We start from the raw sequence: 22,701 nt of genomic DNA, 5'->3' as shown, positions 1-22,701 counted from the left end.
GAGGAGAGAAAAATGGTTGTATTTGTATGCGAAGACAGTCCAGAAGGTATATTCACAGGAGTATATGATGCCTGGAACAGCCGCTTAGGGCATGAGAACGTGCGGCTGGAAGTACAGGGCGAATATAATTACAGCCTGTTTTCGGAGTACCGAGAGGTGGCGGTGGATCGGCTCAAGGCACAGAAAGTCGTGCGCTCGGTGCGTCGATCCCTGTCAGAACTGGCGTACAGCTGGATTTACCGCACGGCGCTGAGTGAGCGGGAGGATCGGGCAGAGGCGGTCTACCGCTTTCTGGTCTGTGGGTTTAGCGCAGGGGCAGCAGGGAGACGTATCACGGAAAATTTACAGATACCGGCGGTGCAGACAGTCTTTCAGATCAACCGTGCGGTTGCCAATGAAGCGCATTTGCAGACAGAATTTCTGCGGTTTGCAGAATATTCCGATCATGTACTATTTTCTGAGATTGGTCCGAAAAACCGGGTGACGGCATTGCTGATGCCGTATTTTACAGATCGCCTGCCCTCGGAACCATTTATTATCTATGATAAAAATCACCAGGAAGCGGGAGTCTGGACAGGAAAGGGGCGGTGGTATATGATGCGTGGGGCTGAGACAGAACCCCTGCAGGCGCTTTCCGGGAGAACCGATCAGAGCGAATATGCGGCGCTCTGGAGTGCATTTTTTCATCAGATAGGAATTAAGGAGCGGGAAAATCCAGCCTGTCAGCGGATGCATCTGCCGCTTCGCTACCGGAAATATATGACGGAATTTCAGTTCGGTTCCAACCGTTCAAATTTGGCTAAATTGTGAACAAATCGTAAACACAAAATCGAGAACCTTGTTCATAAAGAAACGAAAAAAGAATAAAAATAAGCCGGAAATCGGAAAAAAACAGCATTGAAACGAGAAAACTGCTGCATATATATTAAGATTTAAAGACCTTAAAAAACAATGTAAAGTCAACAGAAACAAGGACTTTTCTTACGAAAACTTTCGATTTTTGTAAGAAATACGGGATTTATTTAGTGAATGTTAATTATCTGTTCATATTTTGGACATAATTTGTTTTTATTATAGGTCACGTACCGATGAGGTACAAGAAAACATAAATCGTATGTTTTAAAGAGGAGAGAATAATTATGAGAAAGAATCTTACAAAAACAGCAGCAATCTTAGTTATGAGTGCAATGGTAGCAGCATCTGCTCTGACCGCTTGCGGCAGCAAAGCAGAGGAGACAACTGCAGCAGCAGAGGAGACTGTAGAGGCAGAAGAGACTGAGGCAGCTGAGGAGACCGAGGCTGAAACAGAAGAGACTGAGGAAGTTTCCGAGGAAGAGACCGAAGAGGCATCTGAGGAAGAGACTGAGGCAGCTGAGGAGACTGAGGCTGAAGCAGAAGAGACTGAGGCAGCTGAGGAGACACAGGCTCAGTAATCAATCTTTGATTGTAGAAGTTTGTTTCTATTCGGATATAACCGAAAAGGTTGTTAAGAAAATCGTAAGAGGGCAGTCGGTTGACAATCGGCTGCCCTTTTTGTATACTATAACTGTATTAAATGAACTAATACACTTATGATTTTTGATACAGGGCAGAATGGAGGAAAGGAGAATGTGAGCATGATTCTGATTGATTATAAAGATCGACGACCTCTCTATGAGCAGATTGTTGAGAAGCTGTCGGATCTGATGGTCCGGGGGATTTTGGAGCAGGACAGTCAGCTTCCATCCGTGCGGAGTCTGGCAACGGAGCTGTCGATGAATCCGAATACGATCCAGCGGGCGTATGCAGAGCTGGAACGCCAGGGATATATTTATTCGGTTAAGGGCAGGGGCAGTTTTGTGGCGGATAACCGGCAGATTCGGGAGAGGAAGCGGCAGGAGATCTGGGATCAGCTGGAACTTCTGATCCGGGATGCAAAAGGAACCGGCATCACGATGCTGGAGTTCCAGGAGCAGGTCATCCAGAGCTATGGAAGTGAGGAAGGAGGAAACAGGAATGATAAAGGCTGAGAATCTGACGAAGCGTTTTTATGATACAGTGGCAGTCGATCATATCCATGCGGAGATTCACAATGGAAGTGTCTTTGGTCTGATCGGAACTAACGGCGCCGGAAAAAGTACCTTTTTGCGGATGGCAGCCGGTATTTTAAAGCCGGACGAAGGGAGCATTACGGTTGATGATGAGACAGTATTTGAGAATACAAAGGTAAAGGCACGATGCTTTTATATCCCGGATGAGCCGTATTTCTTAAGCAATGGAACGGCGGAAGATATGAAGGTGTTTTATCAGGGAATTTATCCGAAGTTTGATGCAGCCCGGTTTGATAAACTGCTAAAGAATTTTGAACTGGAAAGCCGGCGGAAGGTGCAGACCTTTTCGAAGGGTATGAAAAAACAGCTCGCTGTGCTGCTGGGCATTTGCGCGGGAACCGATTATCTGTTCTGCGACGAGACGTTTGACGGGCTGGATCCAGTCATGCGGCAGACGGTCAAGAGTCTTTTTGCCAATGATATCGACGAGCGGAACCTCACGCCGGTCATCGCCTCCCATAATCTGCGGGAGCTGGAAGATATCTGCGACCATGTGGGTCTGCTTCACAAGGGAGGAATGCTTCTCTCAAAAGATCTGGACGATATGAAGTTAAATATTCACAAGATTCAGTGTGTGCTTCCGGCGGGAGTGGGGAGCAGCGATTTGCAGGGAATCGATATTATAAAGACGGAACAGAGGGGAAGTCTCCTGACGCTTACTGTGCGCGGAAAACGGGAGGAGATTCAGACAATTTTACAGGCGTATCATCCGGTGTTTTTTGAAATGATACCGCTTTCCCTGGAAGAGATCTTTATCAGTGAAACGGAGGTGGCTGGTTATGACATCAAAAGGCTTGTTTTTTAAATATATGAGAGAAAATACGAAGCAGCGTCTCTGGAGCGTGGCGCTTACCGCACTTTTGTGCTTCTTTCTGTTTCCGGTCCTGACAGCGCTGGAAACCAGCATAATGCTGCGTCCGGATAACTTGTCTAAAGAACTGAGCGTCGAAGTGGCGTTAGCAGAAGCAAAATTAAAGCTGACCAATGAGATGCTGCATATGTATTCGATCCAGAATGCAATGCTGGTATTTATCCTGATTGTGACGGCGGTGGTGCTGGCAGCGTCCGGTTTTTCGTATCTCCATTCGAAAAAGAAAACGGATTTTTTTCACAGCCTTCCGATCAGCCGTGAAATGCTTTATACTGTGACCTGCCTGGACGGTATCCTGTATCTGGCAGTCCCGTATCTGGTATTTCTGCTGGCGGCAGGAGTGATGCTGCAGGTAAAGGGCGCACCATTTTCATGGGGAACCCTGCTGATTGGGTATGTACAGCATATGTGCTTTTTTACACTGGTGTACATGACGGTTGTGCTGGCAGTGATTCTGACAGGCAATCTGATCGTGGGTTTACTGGGAACCGGCGTGCTTTTTAGCTGGGGACCGGGTGTGGCTGCAGTGGTATCGACGTATTTTTCCGAATACTTCATGACGTTTTATGACAATGGCAATTTTCTGCTGCGCTGGTGCGAGCGGACCTCACCGGTTTTCTGGTACGGCACGGCAACTGGTTCGGATCATCCCACCCGGATGGCAGTCATTGCATTGGCAGTGGCAGCCCTGCTCTTTGGTCTGGGAATGTTCCTGTACCGGAAACGCCCGTCTGAGGCGGCTGGAAGAGCGATGGCATTTAAGGTAAGTGAGCCGGTGATCCGTTTCCTTCTGGTTGTGCCGATCACGCTGTTTTCCGGAATGATTTTCCGGTCAATCCTGAATGATGATATCTGGACCGTGTTTGGCTTGATCTGCGGACTGCTCATCACCAGCTGCCTGATCGAAATTATCTATCATTTCGATTTTAAGAGCTTGTTTGCGCATAAGAGACAGCTTGTCATCAGTGCGGTGGCAGTGGCAGCCATTTTCTTAGGGTTCCGCCTGGATGTGGCAGGATATGACAGCTATCTGCCGGATGCTGACAAGGTTGCATACGCGGGTATTTACTGTGATGCGCTGGACAACAATGCGGCAGGGGCTTACCATGTGACTCCGAGAATGTATAGGGATGGCTACAGTGTTGGAATGGAATGGGCGTCCCAGGGAGATGTGGCAGATAAAATGCAGATCTCGGATGAGGATGGAATCCGTGTCCTGCGGGAAATTGGCGCGCAGGGCATCGAGACAGCTTCCAGACAGCGGAAGCATTTGAACGGCGGACAGGATTGGATGAGTGAGGCGGATCTGGATTCACGCTATGATTCGATCGTGCTGTCCTGGCATCTAAACAATGGAAAAACCGTTTACCGTAATTACCGCACGATCAATGTATCGGAGCTGCGGGAACAGCTAGATTCCATTTATGAAAATCAGAGCTATAAACTGGGAATGTACCCGGTGCTGTCCCTACAGGCAGACGATGCCGCAGGCATCAATTACAAAGAGGAAGAGGACTGCAGCCATGTGAAGCTTCCGGATGAGCAGACGAAGGCGGCACTTCTTGCTGCATACCAGAAAGAGCTGATGGCTCTGACGCCGGATATGCGCCGGGAGGAGATGCCGATCGCGGAGATTCAGTTTAAGACAAATGAGATGCAGGCGATGATTGATGTGATTCGTAAAAATGGCGGCTATTATGACACATTTAACCAGTTTGATTATTATCCGATTTATCCGTCCTTCCAGGAGACGATCGCGATTCTGGAACAGTGTGGTACCGAGGTCGGCAGCAAGGTGACACCGGAAAACACAGAAAAAATCGTGCTTCAGTATCAGGGCGGCAAGATTCCGGAGGATCAGCTGGCACCGGCAGATACAGAGCTTGGAAAACGCCAGCGGGAGTATCTTCAGAATGACAGCAGACGCGAGGTAACGATTACAGATCCGGAACAGATTGCAGAAATTCTTGCAAACTCCGCTTCGGATGATATGGTGCAGATCAATCAAATGGCGGAGGCATATCAGGGGATCAATATTGCAGTATATGTGTCCAGTACAGAGGACACAGGGGCAGTTTCAGAGGATGATTTGAGGGATTCGGTAAATTCAATGGAGGAAAATGAGATAGGTCAGACATATACGGTGGATGCCGGTCAGAATGCCCTGTATGATGGGGAATATGCGGCGGACTATGAAATGGATGAATCGGGTCAGTATGGCATCTACCGGCGCTCATTCCGCTATGGCAAGGTTCCGGAGTTTGTGAAATCGACCTTCGGCCTGACACCGGAATTGATGCGGCTGAACCGGGTGTTTGCGTATTAAAAAAGCTGCCTGGAGTTGATTCAGGGATGCAAAAGATTGACTTTCTCCCCCGTAGGGGCTAAAATAAAGGGAAACGTAGCGGTTCAGCCGGTTTATGTATTTGATGCAAAAACCGGCTGAATCGTTATGAGAAAATATCAGACGCTTTGGTTTTGCATGAACCTGCCTTTGGATTTAGAACAGCGATGCGCTGTCCCATCAGGCAGAACAAAATTTGAGGCGTACATATCCCGCAGAGGAGGAAGAAATATGGCATTTTTCGATGAACTTGGAAAGGTGATCAGCGATAAGAGCAAGGAAGCTGCGAACCGGGTAAAGGACATTACAGGCGTATTACAGCTGAAATCGAAGTTGTCCGCCGAGAAAGATAAGATTAATAAGGCATATATCACACTGGGAAAAGCATACTATGACAGACATGAGGGCGAGCTGGAAGGGAAATTTGCAGATGAGTTCCACACTATCCAGGCTGGGCTTGTGAAGATTGCGTCCCTGGAGGATGAGATTGCCGAGTTAGAGGGCACAAGAGTCTGCGCGGAGTGCGGCGCAAAGGTGGAGAAAAATGCGGCATTCTGCAGCCGGTGCGGTGCGCCGATGGATTCGACGACATCTGCAGATGTGCATGAGCCGGAAGAACTGGAGGAGATGCAGGAGACTATCTTTGAAGAGAAGGATGAAGCTGCAGCAGATAAGGCGGTTGACAACGCAGAAACAGAAGGCACGGCTGGCCCAGACGCGGATGCTTCGGACTCTGTTTCGGAGAACACCACCGATACTGCGGCACAGAATGAAAATAACAGCGGGGAGCAGGCATAATTTATGGATTCACTGGTACAATGGTTTACAGCTAATTTATCCGGAGTCATATCGAAGGAGGCAATTATCTTCATTATCTCGATGATTCCGATTCTGGAACTTCGAGGCGGGCTTCTGGCTGCGTCACCGGCACTCTTAAATGTGCCGATCCTGCGGGCGATCCCGATCTGTATCGTGGGAAATATCCTTCCGATCCCGTTTATCCTGCTTCTGATCCGCCATGTGCTGGAGTGGATGAAGAGGGTTCCGTGTTTCCGTGGTATTGCGCTCTGGCTGGAACGCAAAGCGATGAGCAAAAAAGGGCAGATCGAGAAATATGAGTTCTGGGGGCTGATGCTCTTTGTCGGCATCCCGCTTCCGGGAACCGGCGCATGGACAGGCGCACTGGTGGCATCCCTGCTTCACATGAAATTTGGCAAGGCATTTGGCGCGATTTTAGTCGGTATCGCGCTGGCGACGGTGATTATGTCGATTCTGTCCTACGGCGTGCTGGGCGTGCTGTTTGGATGATGCACAGATAAAAATGGAATAATGTCTATGCCCGCCAAAGGGCGGCATAGATGCGAATGTATAAAAGACTCTGTAAGGGGAAATTCTCCGGACAGGGTCTTTTTGCGCGTGACTGTGAAGATACTGAACCGTTACAGATTATAAATGAAATTGGGGTTGACATATACCCTGTGGGGGTATATTATAAGGACAGTTAAGAGATAGGAGGAGACCATGAAGCAATATACAGTAACCGGCATGAGCTGCGCGGCATGCAGCAGCCGGGTTGAAAAGGCAGTATCGAAAGTGCCGGGTGTCACGGCATGCTCGGTCAGCCTGCTGACAAATTCGATGGGCGTCGAGGGCGATGTGCCCCCGGAGACCGTGATTCATGCGGTGGAAGATGCCGGATATGGCGCATCCCTGAAAGGACAGGGCACTGCAGCGCAGGCGCAGAGCGCGTCGGAGGCAGAGGACGCCTTAAAAGATCGGGAGACGCCGGTTTTAAAACACCGTCTGATCGCATCGATGGGATTCTTAGCAGTCCTTATGTATATGTCGATGGGACATATGATGTGGGGCTGGCCGCTGCCGCACTTTATGGATGGCAACCATGTGGCGATGGGACTTTTGCAGCTCCTTTTGGCCGGAATTATCATGGTGATTAACCAGAAATTCTTTATCAGTGGTTTCAAGGGACTTTTACACCGCGCCCCGAACATGGACACGTTGGTAGCACTTGGCTCTGGCGCGTCGTTTATTTACAGCACATATGCGTTGTTTGCGATGACGGACGCACAGTTAAAGGGCAACGACACGGCAGTCATGTCCTACATGCATGAATTTTACTTTGAGTCGGCGGCAATGATTCTGGCGCTGATCACAGTCGGAAAAATGCTGGAGGCGCGTTCCAAGGGAAAAACGACGGATGCCTTAAAGGGACTGATGAAACTGGCACCGAAGACAGCTGTTATCATCCGGGATGGAGTGGAAACAAAGGTTCTGATTGAAGAGGTAAAGAAGGGTGATGTATTTGTTGTACGCCCAGGTGAAAATATCCCGGTGGACGGCGTGGTCCTGGAAGGAACGAGCGCGGTCAACGAGGCAGCACTGACCGGCGAGAGTATTCCGGTGGATAAGGCACAGGGTGACCCGGTTTCGGCGGCAACGGTCAACCAGTCTGGTTATCTGCGCTGTGAGGCGACGAGAGTCGGTGAAGATACCTCCCTGTCGCAGATCATCCGCATGGTCAGCGACGCGGCGGCGACGAAAGCGCCGATTGCGAAGATTGCAGACCGGGTTTCCGGCGTGTTTGTCCCGGCGGTTATCACGATCGCAGTGGTGACAACGATTGTCTGGCTGCTGGCAGGACAGACGTTTGGATTCGCACTGGCGAGAGGTATTTCCGTACTGGTTATCAGTTGCCCGTGTGCACTGGGACTGGCTACGCCGGTTGCGATTATGGTCGGCAACGGCATGGGCGCGAAAAACGGAATCTTGTTCAAGACAGCTGTTTCACTGGAAGAAACCGGAAAAATGGACATTGTAGCGCTTGATAAGACGGGTACGATCACCAGCGGCGAGCCGCGTGTGACCGACGTCATCCCGTCCGGAGGTGTGACTGAGAAGGAGCTGGTAAGCCTGGCGCTTTCCCTGGAAAAGAAGAGTGAGCACCCATTGGCGAAAGCTGTTCTTCTCTATGCAAAAGAACAGCAGGTGGATGCGCCGGAGGCGGCTGATTTCCAGGCGCTGCCGGGAAATGGACTTTCTGGTACGTTAGACGGCGCTTCACTGGCAGGCGGAAGCTTTTCCTATATCAGCGGACATACGACGGTGTCCGCACAGGAACAGGCATCCTTTGAGCGTTTGGCATCGGAAGGCAAGACACCGCTGTGCTTTATGAAAAATGGTCGTCTGGCTGGTATGATTGCCGTGGCAGATGTCATCAAGGAAGACAGCCCGCAGGCGGTCAAGGAACTGCAGAACATGGGAATCCGTGTGGTCATGCTGACCGGGGATAATGAGCGGACCGCCCGTGCGATTGGGGCACAGGCTGGTGTGGATGAAGTCATTGCCGGAGTACTTCCGGATGGGAAAGAGAGTGTCATCCGCAGCCTGAAAGAACAGGGTAAGGTGGCAATGGTCGGTGATGGTATCAATGATGCCCCGGCGCTCACGCGTGCCGATATAGGTATCGCGATCGGAGCTGGTACAGATATCGCGATTGATGCCGCGGATGTGGTGCTGATGAAGAGCCGTTTGAGTGATGTTCCGGCGGCAATCCGTCTAAGCCGTGCGACGCTTCGAAATATTCACGAAAACCTGTTCTGGGCATTCTTTTACAATGTTGTGGGTATTCCACTTGCAGCCGGTTTGTGGTATCCTATCTTTGGATGGAAATTAAATCCGATGTTCGGCGCTGCAGCGATGAGCTTATCCAGCTTCTGCGTAGTGACGAACGCGCTGCGGCTGAATCTGTTTAAGATGCACGATGCATCGAAGGATCATCCGATGCGGAAGAGGGCTGAGAAGGCTGCTAATAAAGGTGGAGATAAAGCAGAAAACGCAGGTGCAGTTAGGACGGGGGCAGAAGACACCCGGTCAATTGGGCAAACAGCAAATGAAAATGAAACTGTTTCAAAAGAAATGCAAAAAAGTGAGAATCAAAAAAATCATATAAATATGGAGGGAATAACGATGACAAAGACAATGAATATCGAAGGAATGATGTGTGGACACTGTGAGGCACGCGTAAAGAAGGCGTTGGAGGCACTGGCAGGCGTGGAGAGCGCAGAGGTCAGCCATGAGAAAGGAACCGCGGTCGTAAGCATGAGTGCGGATGTGGCGGACGATACGTTGAAAGAGGCGGTTGAGGCACAGGATTATAAGGTGGACTCGATTCAGTAGGATGAAAAAAGCTGCGAAATGGTGGAATTAATATGCCATTTCGCAGCATTTTGATAAAAGATAGGAGAAAAGCATGGGCTGTTGTAAATGTGAATCACAAGCGCAGGTCTGTCAGGGAGGAGAGACGGAACGCCACAAACACAGAAATCTGACCGAAGAAAAAGATCTGCTGAAACGTTTAAACCGGATCGAGGGACAGGTGCGCGGTGTGAAGGCGATGGTGGAAGACGAGCGATACTGCGTCGATATATTAAACCAGGTATCAGCGGTTCAGGCGGCGCTGAACAGTTTTTCCAAAGTCCTGCTGTCCAACCATATCAAAACCTGTGTGGTCGATGATATAGAGGCGGGAAATGGGGAAGAAGCGGTTGAGGAGCTGTGCAAGACGATTCAGAAGCTGATGAAGTAAATATAAATTTATTGAATTGAGCAAACACAAGCAACTATAGCGAAATATTAAACATAATAAATATTTTTAAAAATTCTTCAAAAAAAGTGTTGACATTCTCCTGAATTTATATTATACTACGTCATGTAATCGAGGCGTGGCTCAGTTTGGTAGAGCGCTGCGTTCGGGACGCAGAGGTCGCGTGTTCGAATCACGTCGCCTCGATTCTATTATAAAACATACGGCCTGTTGGTCAAGCGGTCAAGACGACGCCCTCTCACGGCGTAAACCCGGGTTCGATTCCCGGACAGGTCATCGAAAGTTGCTTTGGGTTTTCCAGAGCATTTTTCAAATTAAAATGCTTCCTTGGCTCAGTTGGTAGAGCGACGCATTCGTAATGCGTAGGTCGCCGGTTCAAGTCCGGCAGGGAGCTGATGAGTGGAAACCCTTGTAAATCAAGGGTTTTTCTTGTATCTGGATATAAAAAATGCCGTCCGAAAAGGGCGGCTTTTTGTGTTTTTGGGGACTATTCGGGGACTGAATTTTTTGTATTAGCCTTTTTGGATAAGGTATCAGCCAGAGCGTCAGAGGCTTTTCGATCTAGTTCTTTCAAGGCGTGACTGTAAATATTTAGTGTTGTTGTTACGTCAGAATGTCCTAGACGGCTTGCAACCGTGCGGATGTTGACGTTTGAGCCGATCAGCAGAGTGGCGGCGGTGTGCCGGAGTCCGTGCAGAGGAATAAGCGGCAGCAGGGCGCTTTCGTCTGCCTGCGTGGCGTTGTAATTGTTTATAACACGGTGTAAAATCTGGTAAGGTGTTTCAAGCCCCATCATTTCCCCATTCCAGCGGGTAAAGATATATCCGCCGTTTTTCCATTGGGAGCCAATCGAAAGCCTGTAATATTCCTGTTCCTTCTTCCATTCCTGTGCAAGGGAGATAACGATCTCCGGAAGTGAGATAGTGCGGGCAGATTTTTTCGTTTTGGTACTCTTTATGATGATTTTTTTCTTTACACGGCAAACGCTTTTCACTATGCTGATAGTCGCGTTCGTAAAGTCCAGATCGTCCCATGTGAGGGCGACAAGTTCCCCACGCCTGCAGCCGGTAAAGATTGCCAGATAAAAGAGAAATTTATATTGTGTCATGCTGCGCCGGTTCGCCCGGAGATCATCGAGGCGCTGCGCTGTGGTGTCGAGTGGTCGCGCCAGCCTACCGGATGCGGTGTAATAGGCGGGATTCTCCAGGGCTTCAAGGAAGCGTTCGGCTTCCGGCTGTGAGAAGAACACGATCTTCTCATCCTTCGGTGTGTCTGGTGCTTTTATCTGTACGCGCTCCATCGGGTTCGCGGATAGAAGATTCCAGCGGATAGCCTGCGAGAGCATGGCGGACAGAACAGCAGCCTTGCGCTTGACGGTACCGCATGAAAGTGTTTCCCCGGATCCGTCTGCCTTTTTACGTTTCAACAGCGCATTCACATATTCCTGTAAATAGAGCGGCGTGAGGTTTTCCAATGTCATATACCCGAACGCGCTTATAAATTCCTTGATAGCTGATTCTGTAGATTGAAGCGTCCGCGGTGCCTGGTTCTCTTCGGCGTATTCTGCCAGATATTTGGCGGCGTATTTCTCAAACGTCATAATATGCCCGTCTGTGTACTGACCTGTTAATACCTTGCGCTCAAAATCGGCGGCAAAGGCGGCAACGTCTTTTTCGATAGATGCCGCGCTTTTTGGGTTTCCCTTAGCCGTCAACAGCTCCGGCTTGTAAGTGATTTTCCGGCGGATCTTCTTGCCGATGCTGTTATATCCACAGCTCACAACGATTTGATAGGCGTTTTCGCCTGTTTTTTTAATTGATGCCATCGTTTACTCTCCTTTTTGTTCCTGCCGGGCTGGGGCGTCTGGGACAAACAGAGGAAGTGCAGAACGATTCGTTCGGTCAGATTTATTTGTGATCCGGATCGGTTGTATCTGGTTTTTCTCGAAGCTTTTTTTCAAGTTTTTCAATACGCTCGTCTAAGTCTTGTATTTCTGCAGTTAAAAAAATAACCTCTTCTTTTAGGTTGTCTCGAGCATTTCTATACAACGTGAGTAAATTTTCAAAAGAGCCTCTTGTTCTATTATTTAATTCAACATCTGTGAGCTGAAAGCCGTCATATCTATTTATAAAATAGTCGGTAGGTACATTTAAACTAGCGGCTATTTGCTGCAATGTTCCTAGTTTTGGCTTTCGTTTCCCGTTTTCGTATTGTGCAATCATCTGCGCTGAAACCCCTAGTGTATTTCCGAGTTCCTTTTGGGTCATGCCTCGTTGCTGTCTTAAATCGCGGAGAGTATCGCCGAATGTCATTACATAAACCTCCTGCCTGTTTTGGGATAAATTAATAATAACATGATGAAAACAAAAAAGAAAGCAAAAGATTGATAAAATGACTTGACTAAAGCAGATGATTGTGTTTTAATTAAAGCAAATGATTGAGAAAGGAGAGAAAAAATGGCGAGAATTGATAGAAAAAAATTTGTTATTGCATTGATGGATGCAGATTTGAAACTAATTGATTTAGCAAAAAAGTCAGGTTTGTCAAGGAGTACTATAACGGCAGTAAAAGGCGGAAAAAGCTGCAGCAAAAGGACGGCGGACACTATTGCCCGCGCTCTGGGCGTGGATGTAACCGAAATTATCGAAGATTAACAAGACGATCCGGGCTGGGGCGTCTGGGATGCACAGAGGGCATCAGAAAGGAGAAAACAGAACTATGACAGTACCAACGATGGTAACAATCAAAGAAGCATCTGAAAAAACCGGAATTTCCTATAACCGGTTGCGGTGCTTATGCTTGGAAAAGAAGATCGTGTATATCACGGCGGGATGCCGGTATCTGATTAACTTTGAAAAGCTGGTTGAATATCTTAACAACGGCGATCCGAGACAGTAAGGGGGCGAGGTTATGAATGAACAGCTTTATGAGAAAATGTGGCAATCTGCAGAATCATGGCTTATACCGGAATTCCGGCGGCAGTATGTCGAATGTGGCAAGGTTGAGGACTGCCCGGAATACGACCAGATGCGGGACTTCTGCCAGGCTGTGAACATTGTTGGAGCTTGGGCGGGCGCTCCGGAAGTATCGCCGGAAAGTATCGTGTGCAACGTTAAGACGCGCGATCTAGGCATCACAGGGACGGAGCAGCGGAAAGAGGACTTGAAAGCGGCCTATTGTTGGCTGTGGGAGGTTGTCCCGCTTTTGTCCGGGAATGAGGGCGATTTAGAACGTGCTTCTAGGATGTTTTTGCAGAAGCTAAACAGCATTCACTACGAAATGGAGCGCTTGGGCGTGTTCAGAACGGAGCGGAGGCGGTAAGATGCAGATAGTTGATCTTATGGCGCTACGTGTGAAGAAACAAGGCCGTTTAGACTTCAAGGCGATACAAATGACAGCGGAGCAGATAACAGCACGGCGGGCGGCGCTCCGTCAGTGGCTCATGAAAAGTCGCTTTGCGAATCTGCCGAATGATACGCTGGATGCTGTACGCTTCTGGAAGCTGGCAGCAGGCGGCTACATACTGGAAGATGCGGGCGGCTATGAATATTACCTGTCTGAAAGTCAGTTGAACGGCGAAGAGCCGGAGCAGGCAGCAGGAGAAAGGGCGAACGATGGCAAATAGACGCTTTTACTGGATGAAGCTACCAAGTGACTACTTCGGGCAGCTGATCCAGAAGAAAATGAGGAAGCAGCCGGACGGGGCAGAAATGCAGCTGATTTATTTGAAGTTGCTGCTTTACTGTATCGATAAGGACGCGGAGATCATCTTTCAAGGGGTTTATGATTCCGTAGAAGATGAAATAGCTGAGGAAATAGGCGAGGACGCGGAAGCGGTAAAGAAAACACTCACTTTTCTGGAGGCAAACAAGAAACTGGAACGAACGGAGCACGGTTTTATATTGCCGGAGGCGTTGGAGTTGGTTGGTTCTGAAAGCGTATCAGCCGAACGGGTTCGAAGATTCAGAGAGCGGCAGGCGTTACAATGTAACGCGGATGTAACGGAGTGTAACGCGGACGGCACACAATGTAACGTAGATATAGATAAAGATATAGATAAAGATATAGATCAAGAGAAAGATAAAGATAAGAGTAAGATAAAGAGTATATACTGCGTAGAGCTGTCAGAGACACCTCAACGCCAGCCGCCGCCAAAAACTGATAAAAAGTCGGAGACAATAGAAGTAGAACCGGTTCCAAGTGGCTACAAGATTATCTTGCTTGATAAGAGCTTTTATGAAATCCCGCTTGAAAAGCTGAATTTCTGGAAAGAATCCTATCCGGCTGTGGATGTGGAACAGGAGATCCGGAACATGGAAGCGTGGGCGGATGCGAACCCGACAAGGCGAAAAACCCGAAACGGGGTAGTGCGTTTTATCACTAATTGGCTTAAAAGGGAACAGGACAAGGGCGGCAGTTACCAGAGAGGAAGCAGCCAGAAAGGGGCGGCTTTTAATGCGTTCGATTACATACAGAAACAGATAAGTGGAGGTAGTGAAAATGATTACACGGGAACAGGCTTTTAAAATTATCGGACTCTTTCAGACGGCTTACAAAGAGAGTTACCGAGATTCTACACCGGAAGAGATAGAGCAGAAAGCGGCCATTTACCGGGATATTCTTCAAGATTATACCTTTGAGCAGGTGCAAGCCGGTATTCGGGCGTATATGTCACAGGATCATCAGTATGAGCCGAAGCCGGGGCAGATTATTGCCAGAATCCGGGGAAATATAGGCAACCTGGACGAGTTAGCAGCAGAAGCATGGGGCGAAGTATGGAAAAAGATTGTTTGCCGGGCAAGTGTGGCAACACAGGAAGATTACAACGCTCTTCCGGAGCTGACACGGAAAACGGTTCCGTTCGGTCTGTTGCTTACCTGGGGAAAGGCGGAGGATCCGGGTGCCGAAGCATTCGCCCGCAGGGACTTTATGAATGATTACAAGATTGTTTTAGAGCGGGAACAGAAACGGCAGGCGATACCAAAGGCAGCGCTGGAAGCTTTGCAGCGTTCAGCAGAGCCGGAGAAGCTGGAAGAGAGGACGGCAGATTCAGCTATAACGCCTTGCATCGGTGACAGGCAGACAGCAAAGAAGAACACTGGCTATACGGATTCAGAAGAGTACCAGCGGAAGCGGGCGGCTTTGTACGAACGATTGAAAAAGTAAAATAAAAAAAGCCCTTAGGATGTTGGCGCATCCATAAGGGCAAGGCTTACAGCCGGAGCTGTGAAACAAAAGAATATAATCAAAGCTATGGAATATAATACCACAGCCCGGCGGAAAGGACAAGAGAATGAATGTGAAAATTATAGACAAAACCGGGAAATTTATTATTTATGACAAGAGAAATACGCTGCTTATAACTGCGGATATGGCGCAGGCGGGAAAGCTTGCCGAATTGATACAGATGTATTTTTCGCTGGAATATTGGCAGCGCCGCGAGGTGGCGGAGCATGGAAACGAAAAGATTCGCGCGTTGCTTCGGTATCTGGATCGGGTGGATAGGATGTCAAGGAAGCGGCAGAAAGCAGCGTATAGAACGCGCATAGAACGGGATGTAAATATTTCACGGTATCAAAACGTGGTATTCATAAAGGGGACAGAACTGGGGGATTTGTACGAGGCAATGCGGAAAAGATGGACGGATAAAAACGAGCGCTTTTGTAATGCCTTTGATGCAAGTTTATTTTACAATTTAGGTTTTGTGCATGGAGTCCGGGAAGAACGGGCGAGGCGAAAGCGGCGGAGTTTAGAAACTCAATAACGAACTGTTTTTTTTAAAGTCGGATTTTCCGACATTTCAAGCTGCTTCCCAAATTGGGAATGTGGGACGGCTTTTAGACAAAAATGTCCGAAAGTACAGACGGCTTTACATAGATTTAATCAGACTGAACCGCTGACCGCTGCGATAGTGCGGGAAGTAACGATATGTGACACCCTTGGAGGAATAAATGGAGTAGCGAAACGCGACCCCATTGGAGGTATAGGAATGAATGAAAGAATGACATGGGAGTTTCTGAAAGCATCGTTGTTTATCAATTTTCTGTTTGCGCTGGCGTTCTGCTTCGTGAAATAGGGTCGGAAACCGCGATGGTAAAGGAGGGAAAGCATGATAAAGATAAAAATATCCTATGAGCGGCCGGAGGAGCTGCAGGAGGTTCTCAAAAGGCTGGCGCCGAATGTGAAGAATTTAAAGGTAGCTCGGAAGCAGGACGGCAGATTCTTAAAGGCATATGTGACAATGGAATAAGATTTTGGCAGGGGACTGGGCACTTGGAAAAGGTAGCCTATCCCCTGTTTTTTCTTTGAAATGGCTTGAAAAACAGCCGGAATCCTTTGTAAAATCAATGGTTTTCTTGAATATATCCCCCTATTATGGTATAATAGACATAGCAAACAAAACATTGATAGTACCCCACAGAAAAAATGTGTGTGCCTGTTTACTCTCCAAACTGTGGAAGCCTTTGATAGAATGGCGCGGGAATAGCTTAGTTCAGAAATGAACGAAGTTGTTTCTGCGCCTTTTTGTTTGCTTAAAATAGCCCACCGGGCGTAAAACGGGAAAGGAAATGGAATGGAAAATAACACTAACACTCAGACAGAGGGAAACAACACCCAGCAGACAGCGGGGGATAGCACAGAACCGAAGACGTTCACACAGGAAGAAGTGAATAGAATCGTTCAGGACAGATTAGCGAGAGAAAGAAGAGGCACCGGGCAGACTATCGAGGAAAGAGAATTGGATCTTACCCGGCGAGAAAATAGAATGAAATGTGCTGAAAAGCTGACGGAAGCAGGATATCCGAAAGAATTGTTAGATATCCTTGATACATCAAACGCTGAAACGTTCATGGAGAATGTCGGGAAACTGGCAGCGATGCAGATCCAGGCGCCGAACGCAGCACCGATCCCGCGGGTGGTGGGCGTTACTCCGGGCGCTCTCAAAGATGGCGAGGAGGCGGATATTCGAAAGGCTTTCGGCTTAGACTGAAAGGAGTTAATGAATGTCGATTGATTTAGTAACAAAGTTCGCCCCGTATACGGACGAAAAATTTAAGGCAGAAAGTAAAATTTCACTGCTTACGAACCAGGACTTTGATTTCGTAGGTGCCCGCATTGTCAAAATTTATAAAATCAGTACCGCGGAAATGAACGATTATGTCCGCCATCCGGTTTCTGACTATGCGGCATCCAGATACGGAACAGCAAAAGACCTTGACGCCACTACAGAAAGTTTTGAAATGACAAGAGATCGTTCGTTCACATTCACGATTGATAAACTGGATGAGGACGAAACAAATCAGCAGCTCACAGCGGCAAAGGCACTTGCCAGACAGCTCCGTGAGGTAGTGATTCCGGAAGTGGACGCATACACATATAAAGCGATGGCAACGAAAGCGGGCAATAAACCGGATGCGGTAGCGCTTACCGCTGAAAATATCTATACGGAGATTCTGAAAGCGAGCAAGGCGCTGGATGATGAGGAAGTGCCGGAGACTGACAGACAGCTTGTTGTCAGCCCGGAAGTGTACCAGCTTATGAAGCGTTGTAAGGATATCACAATGGAAACGGAGATCGGGAACGATTTAAGGATCCGCGGCGTAATTGCCAACCTTGACGGCACGAACGTGATCAAGGTGCCGGCGGTAAGACTTCCGGAACACTTCGGTTTCATGCTGGCTCATCCATCCGCGACGGTAGCACCAACCAAACTGGCTGACTATAAAATCCACCAGGATCCGCCGGGAATCAGTGGCGATCTGGTAGAGGGGCATATCGTCTATGATGCGTTTGTGCTGGATAATAAAACAAAGGCTATTTATTATCAGGCACAGCCGGAATAATAAAAGAGCGCTTCGGGCTTTCCTGTTGGATTGTTCGGGGCGCTTTTTTTATGTGAGGTGGTAGATGGGAAAAATAAGATTACGGACAAACAGTGCAACGGAGGTGCGCCGGACTATATCACGGGTAATCAACATGGTCGCGAACGGAGAAATGGACAGCAAGACCGGAAATACAATCATAGTTGGCTGTAATGCGGTTCTGTCATCCATTCGCACAGACGAACAGAAACGCCGGATTGATGAGCTTGAACGGCTTATCAGAGAGAGCGAGGAAGGAGAGGGCAATGGATAGGATAGAAAGCCTTGAAAGGAGATTTAATCGCCTGCAGCGCTGCGAAATAGAAGATATGTTTGATGTAGAGCTGAATATTTACGGCTATGATTACGCGGTGGAAGAGTACGGGAAAGAATACGTTGATCGCCGGATGAAAGGAGGAAAAGAGAGTGGATGAGATTCTGAAGGTGCTTGCGATCGTACTTGGGGTTTGGCTGGGGCGCTGGATTGCAGGAAAATGGGATAAATAACAAAGAGGGGTAAGGACATGACGAACGAGGAAATTGTGATCCGGATCCAGGCCGGGGAGGATGTGGGAAACAACATGGCGCTTCTGTATGGACAGGTAAAAAACTTTATTCGGTCGATTGCCTGGCAGTACCGGGACAGCGGAGAAATGGAAGATTTAGAGCAAGAGGGCTATCTTACATTGTATCCGGCTATAGACAACTTCGATCCGGATGCAGGCTGTAAGTTCCTTACCTATGCAGCACCTTGGATCCGGCAGGCAATGCGGCGCTATCTGCAGAACAGCGGCGGTTGTGTGCGGCTCCCGGTGCATTGCCTGGAACAGATTCAGAAGATGCAGAAATATCAAGCCGAATATTACAGAAAACATGGTTGTGATGCGTCAGATGCCGAGATTTGCCGCTTTATGGGTCTTACCCTTGAACAGGTCGAGGGACTTCGGGAAAACGCCTGTATGATGAATCTGCGAAGTCTGGAAGCACCTGTAACAGGGCGCGATGGTTCAGAGGATGCCACAGCGGGCGAACTGGTTGCATCTGCTGAAAGTCTGGAAGAGGATGTAATAGAGCGGATCCAGCGCGAGGAATGCAGCCGGGAGGTGTGGGCGTGTGTGGATGAGCTGGAGCCGAAGCAGGCGGCGATCATCCGGGCGAGGTACCAATATAGCGCCACGCTGGAAGAGGCGGGGCGGCTGTGCGGTCTGACGGCATCAGAGGCACGGACAAAGCAGAGCAAGGCGATCCGGCGGCTGCGGAGCTGGTACTATCGGGAGCGCCTGGCGCGGTTTCTGCCAGAGTACGAAGAAATATACGGCGATGGACTGCGAGGAAATGGCGTGGAACGCTTTCAGAGGACATGGACAAGCAGCACCGAGCGCGCCGCGCTGCATCTGGTAGAGTGATGTTTCTTAGGGACTGTTTGGGGACTGAAATCGTAAAAAGTCCCCGAAAGTTAGAAAAAGATAGAGAAAATGGGATTCGAAAAACCCTTATAAATCAATGGTTTCAAGACTTTTTACAGAGCATGGAAAGACTTTTCTTCTCGTTCGTAATGCGTAGGTCGCCGGTTCAAGTCCGGCAGGGAGCTGATGAGTGGAACCCCTCTTGATTATCAAGAGGGGTTTCTTGTATAATTGGAAATACCTTGGATTTTGCCGATGCTTCACATTTTAAATTGGTAAAATATGCAATCAGAACTGTGTCGCACGGAAATTCCAGTTCAGAAAATCCCTATCTGTGAACAGTAACGGTACAGTCTTTATTCCATATAACCACTTGCATGATCTCCGCAAATGATATAAAATAATAACATACAAAAGACAAGGCGGCAGACGGCAGAGTTCGTACTGCCGCTTCCGTTTTCCAGGAAAGGATATTTCATGCCATGAGACAAGAAGAATGGACGGTAGAAGCGGCAGATGCATATCTGAATGAGATACCGAAATTTACCAGTGAAAAACATACGGCGGAGGGGCTTCGCAGGATGCTTTCATACCTGAATGCATTGCCGCAGGAGGAAAGAATCGTACATGTGGCCGGAACAAATGGAAAAGGGTCGGTCTGCTCGTTTCTCGATGCGGTTTTGCAGAAAGCCGGGAAGCGGACGGCGCGGTTTACGTCTCCTCATCTGGTGCGCGTGACGGAGCGTTTTTCTTTTGATGGACAGGAAGCAGACGATGCACTGTTCCTGGAGGCGTTTGAGGCGGTTAAGGCATCATATGCTCATTTTGAGCAGGAAGGACTGGGGCATCCGACGTATTTTGAATATCTGTTTTTGATGTTCATGTGGATGGTGCGCCGGAAAAAGCCGGAGTATGTGATTCTGGAAACGGGGCTTGGCGGACGGCTGGATGCAACGAACTGCATCGAGCATCCAGCGCTTACGGTTATCACTTCGATCAGCCTTGACCATATGGAATACCTGGGCGGCACGGTGACACAGATCGCGGGCGAAAAGGCGGGAATTCTGAAAAAAAATATGCCGGTGGTGTACGATGATACGGATGCGGCGGCTTCGGCTGTTATCAGAAATCGGGCGGCGGAACTTTCCTGTCCGGCATATCCGATCAGCCCGGCAGTGTATACGGATCTTCGGCGGGAACATGGCGGGATGATTCTGATGATAAAAGAGAAAAGCCAGCGTCTGTTTATTCCCTTCGAAGCGGAATATCAGGCAGTCAACGCCTGCATCGCTTACCAGGCGGCGCGGCTTCTTGCAGTGGACGGGGAGACAGCGGCAGCGGGCATCCGGAATGCGGTATGGCACGGACGCATGGAGGAGATCCAGGACGGAGTTTATCTGGATGGCGCTCACAATGAGGGCGGAATCCGTGCGTTTGTGGGCGCGGCGGCAGAGGTGGCAGCGCGCAGAAGAGAAGAGTCCGGGAAAGATGGTCGGATTTTTCTGCTGTTTGCAGCCGTTTCAGATAAAAATTATGAATCGATGCTGGAAACACTGATGCGGAAACTGAAGCCGGATCGATTGGTGCTGACTCATTTATATACATCGCGGGCACTTTCGATGGAGGCGATGGAAAAAGCAGCACACCGGGTGGCAGATGGCTGTGAGGTTCAAAGTATACCAGATGTAAAAACAGCTTATCAGACACTGGTTCAGGAAAAACGTCCGGAGGATACCTGCTTCTGTGTGGGTTCTTTGTATTTAATCGGAGAGCTGGAGAAAAAGATTTCCCGAACTGGATTTGACAGCACCGCCAGAATGGTGTAAGATTAGCGGGAATGTATATCCATGTAATAAAGGAAGAAACTCTGGAGGAAAAACATGAGTGGCGAAGGAATGACAATCAATTTCGAAGAAGAAATCGAACATTTTAAACCGAGTCTGGAGGTCGAGGAGGTCGGCGAGGCGATCGTGAAGAGTGACCTGACAGATATGTCGGATATTATGATGGAACTTTTAAAACATATGAAGGAATAGGCGGACATGATGGATCGAACAAGAAAAATTCGCCTGATTTCCAACAGCTTTTACAATGCCGGGCTGGAACGGGCAAAGAGACGGGATTTAACAGGGGCGGTCGAGTATCTGAAAAAATGCCTGAACCTGAACAAGTATCATATTGATGCCAGAAATCTTCTCGGACTTATCTATTATGAGATGGGTGAGGTGTCGGAGGCGCTGGTGCAGTGGGTTATCAGCATGAACTTTAAGGAGCAGGATAACCGGGCTGATTATTATTTAGACCAGATTCAGCGCAAGCAGGATCGTCTGGATCAGGCGAGCGCGACGATTCAGAAATATAATCAGGCGCTTCTGCAGGCGCAGACCGGAAGCGACGATCTGGCGACCTTACAGCTTACAAGAGTTGTAGAAGCTAATCCGAGATTTGTAAAAGCGCATCTTCTATTGGCTCTTTTGCATATTAGTCATGAGGATTATACGAAAGCGGGCAAATCCCTGTATAAGGTACTCAAGATTGATAAAAACAATCCCAAGGCGAACTGGTATATGGAGATTGTTAAGGAACATACCGGCAAGGCGGATATCGAGCGGAGAAAGCTGAAAAATGCATTTTCCCACCGCCAGATGCAGGATGATGATGTCATTATGCCGCCGACGTACAAGGAGAATACGGGACTGCAGTCGGTGCTCAATATCGGCGCGGGACTGCTTTTGGGCGCGGCAGTTATCTTTTTCCTGGTGATGCCAGCCAAGATTAAGCAGGCAAATAATGCACATACGCAGGAAATGCTCCAGTACAACGAGCAGCTCAATCAGAAAAATGAAGAGATTGACAGTTTAAATGAGAGCATTGAGACCTCGAAAAAGGACAAAGAAGAGGCGGAGAACAAGCTGGATACGATGCTCAACAGCAATGACAGCGTTCTGAACCAGTATGCGAAGCTCGTCAAAATGCTGCAGGCATACCGCAACAATAACCTGGCAGAGGCGGTTACCTATTATGAGGGCTTTGATCCGTCGTTATTTACGGACGAGACGGTCGTTTCCATTGCCAACGGGGTAAAGCAGGACATCGAGACAAATGGCTACCAGACGCTGGAGGATCTGGCATACACGATGTGGTCGGCAGGCCGTATGGCGGAAGCACTGGCAGATTACCAGACCTGTCTGGCGATCCGTCCGGCAAACCCGAAGGTTATCTTCAGCATGGGTATGATTTACCGGGCACAGGGCGAGACAGACAAGGCGGTCGAAATGTTTACGCAGATTGTGACCCAGTATGCGGATTCCGAGCAGGCGGACAAGGCAAGACAGCAGCTCGCCGAGCTTGCGCCGGATAACCAGCAGGCTGCAGTTCCAGGTCAGTCCATCATCAGTCAGGGAGAGACTGCGGCGGATGAAACGGCAGCAGGCAGCGGAGCGGAGACGCAAGCGGCGCAGTAAGTACAAATATAATACGGCAGATAATTAAGAAGAAAAGCACTGT

27 protein-coding genes and 3 tRNA genes are annotated in these 22,701 nt (G+C 48.8%); 28 read left to right on the top strand and 2 right to left on the bottom strand.

The genetic code is table 11. The annotated features are described in order from the left end of the window. Positions 1-12: 12 nt before the first annotated feature. The 12 genes from C7U56_RS03035 (at position 13) to C7U56_RS02980 (ending at position 10,320) form a co-directional block, all read left to right on the top strand. On the top strand, positions 13-810 hold the full coding sequence (locus tag C7U56_RS03035) for a TIGR03915 family putative DNA repair protein (protein WP_107000433.1): 798 nt from the start codon (positions 13-15) through the stop codon (positions 808-810). Between the two features lie 329 nt (positions 811-1,139). Continuing rightward, positions 1,140-1,433 (top strand): hypothetical protein, encoded by a 294-nt coding sequence (locus C7U56_RS03030; RefSeq protein ID WP_107000077.1) that lies wholly within the window; start codon positions 1,140-1,142, stop codon positions 1,431-1,433. A gap of 183 nt (positions 1,434-1,616) precedes the next feature. Continuing rightward, complete coding sequence (locus tag C7U56_RS03025; RefSeq protein WP_107000076.1) at positions 1,617-2,009, top strand: GntR family transcriptional regulator; 393 nt, start codon at positions 1,617-1,619, stop codon at positions 2,007-2,009. After that, a complete protein-coding gene (locus C7U56_RS03020; protein WP_107000075.1) occupies positions 1,996-2,895 on the top strand; it encodes an ABC transporter ATP-binding protein in 900 nt (299 codons plus the stop codon). Before C7U56_RS03025 ends, C7U56_RS03020 begins: the two co-directional genes overlap by 14 nt. Beyond that, complete coding sequence (locus tag C7U56_RS03015; protein WP_107000074.1) at positions 2,870-5,287, top strand: DUF6449 domain-containing protein; 2,418 nt, start codon at positions 2,870-2,872, stop codon at positions 5,285-5,287. The genes C7U56_RS03020 and C7U56_RS03015 overlap by 26 nt, the downstream gene beginning before the upstream one ends. Positions 5,288-5,536: 249 nt before the next feature. Continuing rightward, positions 5,537-6,103 carry a zinc ribbon domain-containing protein gene (locus C7U56_RS15840; RefSeq protein WP_233430163.1) on the top strand — a complete coding sequence of 189 codons (567 nt, stop codon included), beginning with the start codon at positions 5,537-5,539 and terminating at the stop codon, positions 6,101-6,103. Positions 6,104-6,106: 3 nt separating this feature from the next. Then, positions 6,107-6,613: a COG2426 family protein gene (locus tag C7U56_RS03005; RefSeq protein ID WP_107000073.1), complete on the top strand. Its 507-nt coding sequence runs from the start codon at positions 6,107-6,109 to the stop codon at positions 6,611-6,613. 213 nt (positions 6,614-6,826) lie between these two features. Continuing rightward, positions 6,827-9,499 carry a heavy metal translocating P-type ATPase gene (locus tag C7U56_RS03000; RefSeq protein WP_107000072.1) on the top strand — a complete coding sequence of 891 codons (2,673 nt, stop codon included), beginning with the start codon at positions 6,827-6,829 and terminating at the stop codon, positions 9,497-9,499. Positions 9,500-9,572: 73 nt separating this feature from the next. Beyond that, positions 9,573-9,908, top strand: coding sequence for a metal-sensing transcriptional repressor (locus tag C7U56_RS02995; RefSeq protein WP_022358560.1), 336 nt, complete (start codon positions 9,573-9,575; stop codon positions 9,906-9,908). 130 nt (positions 9,909-10,038) lie between these two features. Beyond that, positions 10,039-10,112, top strand: a tRNA-Pro gene (locus tag C7U56_RS02990). 18 nt (positions 10,113-10,130) lie between these two features. After that, positions 10,131-10,202 (top strand) — tRNA-Glu (locus C7U56_RS02985). 45 nt (positions 10,203-10,247) lie between these two features. Next, positions 10,248-10,320: transfer RNA gene (locus tag C7U56_RS02980), tRNA-Thr, on the top strand. Positions 10,321-10,413: 93 nt separating this feature from the next. Here the strand turns inward: C7U56_RS02980 and C7U56_RS02975 are convergent. Further along, positions 10,414-11,751: a tyrosine-type recombinase/integrase gene (locus C7U56_RS02975; protein ID WP_107000071.1), complete on the bottom strand. Its 1,338-nt coding sequence runs from the start codon at positions 11,749-11,751 to the stop codon at positions 10,414-10,416. A gap of 82 nt (positions 11,752-11,833) precedes the next feature. After that, positions 11,834-12,238, bottom strand: coding sequence for a helix-turn-helix domain-containing protein (locus tag C7U56_RS02970; RefSeq protein WP_107000070.1), 405 nt, complete (start codon positions 12,236-12,238; stop codon positions 11,834-11,836). Between the two features lie 144 nt (positions 12,239-12,382). Here C7U56_RS02970 and C7U56_RS02965 point away from each other — a divergent pair, with 144 nt between their 5' ends. From C7U56_RS02965 to C7U56_RS02905, 16 genes are all read left to right on the top strand, one after another. After that, a complete protein-coding gene (locus C7U56_RS02965) occupies positions 12,383-12,580 on the top strand; it encodes a helix-turn-helix domain-containing protein (protein WP_107000069.1) in 198 nt (65 codons plus the stop codon). Positions 12,581-12,644: 64 nt separating this feature from the next. After that, positions 12,645-12,824 carry a helix-turn-helix domain-containing protein gene (locus C7U56_RS02960; RefSeq protein ID WP_233430162.1) on the top strand — a complete coding sequence of 60 codons (180 nt, stop codon included), beginning with the start codon at positions 12,645-12,647 and terminating at the stop codon, positions 12,822-12,824. A gap of 12 nt (positions 12,825-12,836) precedes the next feature. After that, the gene (locus C7U56_RS02955; RefSeq protein WP_107000068.1) at positions 12,837-13,247 is read left to right on the top strand and encodes a hypothetical protein; all 411 of its coding nucleotides are present in this window, start codon (positions 12,837-12,839) and stop codon (positions 13,245-13,247) included. Between the two features lies 1 nt (position 13,248). Then, complete coding sequence (locus C7U56_RS02950) at positions 13,249-13,551, top strand: hypothetical protein (RefSeq protein ID WP_107000067.1); 303 nt, start codon at positions 13,249-13,251, stop codon at positions 13,549-13,551. Further along, the gene (locus C7U56_RS02945; protein ID WP_107000066.1) at positions 13,541-14,452 is read left to right on the top strand and encodes a phage replisome organizer N-terminal domain-containing protein; all 912 of its coding nucleotides are present in this window, start codon (positions 13,541-13,543) and stop codon (positions 14,450-14,452) included. The genes C7U56_RS02950 and C7U56_RS02945 overlap by 11 nt, the downstream gene beginning before the upstream one ends. Next, positions 14,427-15,092: a replicative helicase loader/inhibitor gene (locus C7U56_RS02940; protein ID WP_107000065.1), complete on the top strand. Its 666-nt coding sequence runs from the start codon at positions 14,427-14,429 to the stop codon at positions 15,090-15,092. Before C7U56_RS02945 ends, C7U56_RS02940 begins: the two co-directional genes overlap by 26 nt. A 133-nt stretch (positions 15,093-15,225) precedes the next feature. Continuing rightward, on the top strand, positions 15,226-15,690 hold the full coding sequence (locus C7U56_RS02935) for a hypothetical protein (RefSeq protein ID WP_146143893.1): 465 nt from the start codon (positions 15,226-15,228) through the stop codon (positions 15,688-15,690). A 345-nt stretch (positions 15,691-16,035) separates the two neighbouring features. After that, the gene (locus C7U56_RS15550; RefSeq protein ID WP_181357151.1) at positions 16,036-16,176 is read left to right on the top strand and encodes a hypothetical protein; all 141 of its coding nucleotides are present in this window, start codon (positions 16,036-16,038) and stop codon (positions 16,174-16,176) included. 324 nt (positions 16,177-16,500) lie between these two features. Continuing rightward, positions 16,501-16,917 (top strand): hypothetical protein, encoded by a 417-nt coding sequence (locus C7U56_RS02930; protein WP_107000063.1) that lies wholly within the window; start codon positions 16,501-16,503, stop codon positions 16,915-16,917. Positions 16,918-16,930: 13 nt separating this feature from the next. Beyond that, on the top strand, positions 16,931-17,770 hold the full coding sequence (locus tag C7U56_RS02925) for a hypothetical protein (protein ID WP_107000062.1): 840 nt from the start codon (positions 16,931-16,933) through the stop codon (positions 17,768-17,770). Between the two features lie 64 nt (positions 17,771-17,834). After that, positions 17,835-18,062, top strand: a complete 228-nt coding sequence (locus C7U56_RS02920; RefSeq protein WP_107000061.1) for a hypothetical protein — start codon at positions 17,835-17,837, stop codon at positions 18,060-18,062. Then, the gene (locus C7U56_RS15545; RefSeq protein WP_181357150.1) at positions 18,055-18,222 is read left to right on the top strand and encodes a hypothetical protein; all 168 of its coding nucleotides are present in this window, start codon (positions 18,055-18,057) and stop codon (positions 18,220-18,222) included. Before C7U56_RS02920 ends, C7U56_RS15545 begins: the two co-directional genes overlap by 8 nt. Before the next feature lie 90 nt (positions 18,223-18,312). After that, entirely contained in the window at positions 18,313-19,194 is an 882-nt protein-coding gene (locus tag C7U56_RS02915) for a sigma-70 family RNA polymerase sigma factor (protein WP_107000060.1), read from the top strand. A gap of 482 nt (positions 19,195-19,676) precedes the next feature. Beyond that, complete coding sequence (locus C7U56_RS02910; protein ID WP_107000059.1) at positions 19,677-21,020, top strand: bifunctional folylpolyglutamate synthase/dihydrofolate synthase; 1,344 nt, start codon at positions 19,677-19,679, stop codon at positions 21,018-21,020. A 54-nt stretch (positions 21,021-21,074) separates the two neighbouring features. After that, the gene (locus tag C7U56_RS15540) at positions 21,075-21,230 is read left to right on the top strand and encodes a hypothetical protein (RefSeq protein WP_022358683.1); all 156 of its coding nucleotides are present in this window, start codon (positions 21,075-21,077) and stop codon (positions 21,228-21,230) included. Between the two features lie 6 nt (positions 21,231-21,236). Beyond that, entirely contained in the window at positions 21,237-22,658 is a 1,422-nt protein-coding gene (locus tag C7U56_RS02905; protein WP_233430161.1) for a tetratricopeptide repeat protein, read from the top strand. The last annotated feature ends 43 nt before the right edge of the window (positions 22,659-22,701 follow it).

The sequence above is a fragment of the Clostridium fessum genome, from assembly GCF_003024715.1.
In the GTDB taxonomy this organism is placed as follows: domain Bacteria; phylum Bacillota; class Clostridia; order Lachnospirales; family Lachnospiraceae; genus Otoolea; species Otoolea fessa.
Note: the sequence above shows the minus strand (reverse complement) of the source record. Positions and strands in the feature narration are given on the sequence as shown.